The 5,622-nt window shown below is 65.8% G+C and carries 4 protein-coding genes and 1 pseudogene; 4 read left to right on the top strand and 1 reads right to left on the bottom strand.

Features of this window, described 5'->3' with window-relative positions:
• On the bottom strand, window positions 1–318 hold a 318-nt coding region (locus tag ABZD10_RS13080), incomplete at its 3' end, for an asparagine synthase-related protein (RefSeq protein WP_372887095.1).
• A gap of 120 nt (window positions 319–438) precedes the next feature.
• Between ABZD10_RS13080 and ABZD10_RS13075 the strand changes: the two genes are divergently transcribed.
• The 4 genes and pseudogenes from ABZD10_RS13075 to recG form a co-directional block, all read left to right on the top strand.
• Window positions 439–717 carry a DUF1153 domain-containing protein gene (locus ABZD10_RS13075; protein ID WP_372887094.1) on the top strand — a complete coding sequence of 93 codons (279 nt, stop codon included), beginning with the start codon at window positions 439–441 and terminating at the stop codon, window positions 715–717.
• Between the two features lie 94 nt (window positions 718–811).
• Complete coding sequence (gene ctrA / locus ABZD10_RS13070) at window positions 812–1,531, top strand: response regulator transcription factor CtrA (RefSeq protein WP_372887093.1); 720 nt, start codon at window positions 812–814, stop codon at window positions 1,529–1,531.
• Window positions 1,532–1,632: 101 nt separating this feature from the next.
• The gene (gene ligA, locus ABZD10_RS13065) at window positions 1,633–3,861 is read left to right on the top strand and encodes an NAD-dependent DNA ligase LigA (RefSeq protein ID WP_372887097.1); all 2,229 of its coding nucleotides are present in this window, start codon (window positions 1,633–1,635) and stop codon (window positions 3,859–3,861) included.
• Window positions 3,858–5,622 (top strand): annotated as a pseudogene (gene recG / locus ABZD10_RS13060) (ATP-dependent DNA helicase RecG); the annotation flags it as partial. The gene ligA and the pseudogene recG, both read left to right, overlap by 4 nt.

Below are 5,622 nucleotides of genomic sequence, written 5' to 3'. Positions count from 1 at the left end.
GTCGGCGAACTCGTCGATCACCGCGTCCTGAAAGATGTTCTCGTAATCGAGCACGTAATGCGGAAAGCCCTTTTCCTCGGCCACCCGGCGGGCATCGTGGATGTCGATCCCGGCGCAGCAGGCGCCCTTTTTGGCCAGCGCAGCGCCATGATCGTAAAGCTGCAACGTGACGCCGACCACGTCATAGCCTTCGTCCGCCAGCTTGGCGGCGACCACCGAACTGTCGACGCCGCCGGACATCGCCACCACCACGCGGGTCTGCGCCGGCGGTTTGGCAAAACCAAGCGAATTGAGGTTGCTGTCACGATCCAGCGCCATGCGAGTCTCTCCTGTCCGGGATGGCTGAGAATATAGGAAAATCCGAACTACTCTCAAGGGGCGGTTTCACATCTCATTAACAGCGTTCCCCCAGCATGAGCCCAAAGCGAGGGTATCGGAATGTTTCTGAAAAAGGTCGCGGGGCTCAGAACCACCAAAACCGCCAGTGGCGAGGTCATGACACAGGCCGATCTGCCCCCCGCCGGCACCAGCCGCTGGGTGGCGTCGCGCAAGGCGGCGGTGGTGCGCGGGGTGGTTTACGGGCTGATCAGCTATGACGAGGCCCTGGCGCGCTACGGGCTCAGCGACGAGGAGTTCCAGGAATGGATTTCGGCGGTTGCACTGCACGGGGTCGATGCGCTGAAAACGACGAACCTGCAAAAGTATAGACAATCATAAGTTGAAATGGTAGATTTTCAAACAAGGTAACCGGCAGTTAACCTTTCTTGGTCAGTGTTAACCGCGTTCATTTTGTTTTTGAGAGGATTCTGTCATGCGCGTGCTTCTGGTCGAGGATGACCCGACAACCTCGAAAAGCATCGAGATGATGCTGACCCATGCCAATCTCAACGTCTATGCCACCGATCTCGGGGAAGAGGGGATCGACCTTGCCAAGCTCTATGACTACGATCTGATCCTGCTCGATCTCGGCCTGCCGGACATCAACGGGCTGGATGTGCTGCGCCAGCTGCGGCTGGCCCGGATCGAGACGCCGATCCTGATCCTGTCGGGGGCCGACGATACCGAGAACAAGATCAAGGGCTTCGGTTTCGGTGCCGACGACTACCTGACCAAGCCGTTTCATCGCGAAGAGCTGGTGGCGCGCATTCACGCCATCATCCGGCGCTCAAAAGGGCATTCGCAATCGGTCATCCGCACCGGCAAGATCGCGGTCAATCTCGATGCCAAGACCGTTGATGTGGCCGGCAAGGCGGTGCATCTGACCGGCAAGGAATATCAGATGCTCGAGCTTTTGAGCCTGCGCAAGGGAACCACCCTGACCAAGGAGATGTTTCTCAACCATCTCTACGGCGGCATGGACGAACCCGAGCTGAAGATCATCGATGTCTTCATCTGCAAGCTGCGCAAGAAGCTGAGCGAGGCCACCGGCGGTGACAACCATATCGAGACCGTCTGGGGGCGCGGATACGTGCTGCGCGACCCGCAGCCCGAGGCTCAGGGCGACGCGGCGATCCTGGCGCTGAGGGCCTGAGCAGACGCAGGTCTCTGGACCTTCGCGCCGCCGATGCCTATCACTTGACTCGCAGGCGACAGGAGGATGCGCGGGTGAGTGGCGAGACGGATGTGTCCGATTTGACGAAAGCGGCGGCGCGCGCCGAGCTGGCCCGCCTTGCCGCGCTGCTGAACCGCGCCAACACCGCCTATCACGGCGCGGATGCGCCGGAGATCTCGGATGCGCAATACGATGCGCTGAAACGGCGCAACGCCGCGATCGAGCAACGCTTTCCCGAGCTGAAACGCCCCGACAGCCCCTCGGATCAGGTCGGTGCCCGCGCCAGTGACGGTTTCGGCAAGATCACCCACAGCGTCGCGATGCTGTCGCTGGGCAATGCTTTCGAAGACGGCGATGTCGCCGATTTCGACCGCTCGATCCGCAGCTACCTCGGTCTTGGAGCCGAGGCGCCGCTGGCCTATACCGCCGAACCCAAGATCGACGGGCTGAGCCTGTCGTTGCGCTATGAGAACGGGCAGCTGGTTCAGGCGGCGACCCGCGGCGATGGCGCGGTGGGCGAGAATGTCACCGAGAATGCGCGCACCATCGCCGACATCCCGCAGACAATCGACGCCGCCCCGGAGATCATGGAAATTCGCGGCGAGGTCTATATGAGCCACGCCGATTTCGCCGCCCTCAACGCCCGCCAGCAGGCGGCGGGCGACAAGCTCTTTGCCAATCCGCGCAACGCGGCGGCCGGTTCGCTGCGCCAGCTTGACGCGCGGATCACGAAGGCGCGCCCCTTGCGTTTCTTCGCCTATGCCTGGGGCGAACTCAGCGCGCCGCTCGGCGAAACGCAGATGCAGGCGATCGCGCGGCTTGCCGGTTTCGGCTTCAAGACCAACGACCTGACCCGGCTGTGCGGCTCTCCGGGCGAACTGCTGGCCCATTACCGCGCCATCGAGGCACAGCGCGCGACGCTGGGCTATGACATCGACGGGGTGGTCTACAAGGTCGACCGGCTTGATTTGCAGGCGCGGCTGGGGTTCCGGGCCACCACCCCACGCTGGGCGGTGGCGCACAAGTTTCCCGCCGAGCTGGCCTGGACCCGGCTCGAGGGGATCGACATCCAGGTCGGGCGCACCGGGGCGCTGTCGCCTGTGGCGCGGCTGGCGCCGGTCACCGTCGGCGGGGTGGTGGTGTCGAACGCGACCCTGCACAACGAGGATTACATCACCGGCTTTGACAGCAAGGGCCAGAGAATTCGCGATACGGGCAAGGATTTCCGCATCGGCGACTGGGTGCAGGTCTATCGCGCCGGCGACGTGATCCCCAAACTGGCCGATGTCGACCTTGCGAAACGCGCTGATGATGCACCCGAATACGTATTCCCGACCATTTGTCCGCAATGCGGGTCCGAGGCGGTGCGCGAAGAGGGCGACGCCGTGCGCCGCTGTACCGGCGGGTTGATATGCCCGGCGCAGGCGGTTGAAAAGCTGAAGCATTTCGTGTCGCGAAAGGCCTTTGACATCGACGGGCTCGGCGCCCGGCAGATCGAGATGTTCTACGAGGACGACGTGCTGGCGATCCGCGCACCGGCCGATATCTTCACCCTCGAGGCGCGCGATGCCGCCAATGTGTCACGGCTGAAGAACCGCCACGGCTGGGGGGCGCAGAGCGCCGAGAACCTCTTTGCCGCGATCCGCGAAAAACGCGAGATCCCGCTGGCCAAGCTGATCTTCGGCCTTGGCATTCGCCATGTCGGCGAGGTCGGCGCGCGCGATCTGGCGCTGCACTACATGGGCTGGCAGGCGCTGACCGAGGCGGTCGACCTGGCGCGCCCCGCCGCGCTGGCGCATCGCCGCGCGGATCTGGCGGAAGAGGCCGAGCGTCAGGCGGCGCTGGCCGAGGGGCGCCGGGCCCGTATCGCCGAGACCCGCGCCGCCGCCATCGCCGCATGCGATGTCCCCGCCGCGGCCCGTGCCGCCTGGGACGACCTGATCGGCATCGACGGCATCGGTGCGACGCTGGGCCAGTCGCTGTCGGATGCCCTGTCCAACCCCGAGGAACGCGCCGCGATCGAGGACCTGATCGGCCATTTGCGTGTTCTGCCGCCCGCGGCCCCGGCCGCCGAAAGCCCGGTGGCGGGCAAGACCGTGGTCTTTACCGGCAGCCTCGAAAAGATGACAAGGGCCGAGGCCAAGGCCCGGGCCGAGGCGCTGGGGGCCAAGGTGTCGGGGTCGGTCTCGGGCAAGACCGACCTTCTGGTCGCCGGCCCCGGTGCCGGGTCCAAGGCCAGGAAAGCCGCCGATCTCGGGGTCGAGACCATCGACGAAGATGCCTGGCTGGCGCTGATCGAGGGGCTATGAGCGGGCGCCCCGAAATCCTGTTCCCGCTTTTTGCCGGGCTGACCACGCTGGATGGCGTCGGTCCGAAGAACGCCCAGCACCTGCATCAGATGGCGGTCGAGAAACCGCGCGATCTGCTGTTCACCTTGCCCTATGCGGGCATCGACCGGCGGCGGCGCGACTCGGTGCTTGACGCCGAACTGCCGGCGGTGGTCACGGTCGAGGTCGAAATCATCGCCCACCGTCCGGCGCGCGGGCGCGGCGGCGCCTATCGGATCACCGTCAGGGACAGCCGCAGCACCTTTCAGCTGGTGTTCTTCCATGCCCGGGCCGACTATCTGAACCGCAGCCTTCCGGTGGGCGCGCGGCGTCTGGTCTCGGGGCGGGTCGAACTGTTCGACGGGGGGCGCAGATGGTCCACCCCGACCATGTCGCCGGGGTCGAAGAGGCTGCCGCGATCCCGGCTTTCGAACCGGTCTATCCGTTGACCGCCGGCATCACCCAGAAGACCATGGCCAAGGCGGTGCAATCGGCCCTGTCCCATGTGCCGGCGCTGGCCGAATGGATTGATCCGGCCCAGAAATCACAGGCGAAATGGCCCGATTGGCAGGATGCGATGCGCGCCGCGCACGGGCCCAGCCGTTCCGATGATATGGCCCCGGCCGCCCCGGCGCGCGAACGGCTGGCCTATGACGAGTTCTTCGCCCACCAGCTGACCCTGGCGCTGGCGCGTTCGAAACTGCAACGCGCCAAGGGGATCATCAGCCAGGCCAGCGGCCTCCTGCAGGAAAGGGTGATGCAGGCGCTGCCCTATGCGCCGACCGGGGCCCAGCGTCGCGCCATCGCCGAGATCACCCGCGACATGGGCTCGGATCTGCGCATGAACCGGCTGTTGCAGGGCGATGTCGGGGCCGGCAAGACGCTGGTCGCCTTCATGGCGCTTGTGATCGCGGTCGAGGCCGGGGGGCAGGGGGTGATGATGGCGCCGACCGAGATCCTGGCGCGTCAGCACCTGCAGGGGCTGCGCCCGCTGGCCGAAAGCGCCGGGGTGCGGCTGGACATCCTGACCGGGCGCGACAAGGGCCGCGAGCGCGCGGCCAAGCTGGCGGATCTGGCGCGGGGCGAGATCCAGATCCTGGTCGGCACCCACGCGGTGTTCCAGGAGGATGTGCATTTCGCCGACCTGCGGCTGGCGATCATCGACGAACAGCACCGCTTCGGGGTGCGCCAGCGGCTCGAACTGGGCCGGAAGGGCACCGGAGCCGATGTTCTGGTGATGACCGCGACGCCGATCCCGCGCTCGCTGGCACTGGCGCAATATGGCGATATGGACGTGTCGGTGCTTGACGAGAAACCGCCCGGCCGGCAGCCGATCACCACCGCGCTGGTCTCGACCGGCCGCATGGAGGAGGTGGTCGACCACCTGCGCGGGGCGGTGCAGGAGGGCAGGCAGGCCTATTGGGTCTGCCCGCTGGTCGACGAAAGCGAAAACCTTGATCTGGCGGCGGCGGAAGAGCGGTTCAAGCATTTGCGGGCGGCGCTTGGCGAAGGTGTCGTCGGCCTGGTGCATGGCCAGATGCCGCCGCAGGAAAAGGACGCGGCGATGCGTGCCTTTCAGCAGGGCGAGACCAGTGTGCTGGTGGCGACCACGGTGATCGAGGTCGGTGTCGACGTGCCCAATGCGACGATCATTGTGATCGAGCGCGCCGAGATCTTCGGCCTGGCCCAGTTGCATCAGCTGCGCGGCCGGGTCGGGCGCGGCGATCAGGCCTCGACCTGCCT

Source organism: Shimia sp., assembly GCF_041624275.1.
In the GTDB taxonomy this organism is placed as follows: domain Bacteria; phylum Pseudomonadota; class Alphaproteobacteria; order Rhodobacterales; family Rhodobacteraceae; genus Shimia.
Note: the sequence above shows the minus strand (reverse complement) of the source record. Positions and strands in the feature narration are given on the sequence as shown.

Bases quoted from the DNA above. Each gene is read 5' to 3' on its own strand.
- ABZD10_RS13075 (WP_372887094.1), top strand. From the start codon at position 439: ATGTTTCTGAAAAAGGTCGCGGGGCTCAGAACCACCAAAACCGCCAGT.
- ctrA (WP_372887093.1), top strand. From the start codon at position 812: ATGCGCGTGCTTCTGGTCGAGGATGACCCGACAACCTCGAAAAGCATC.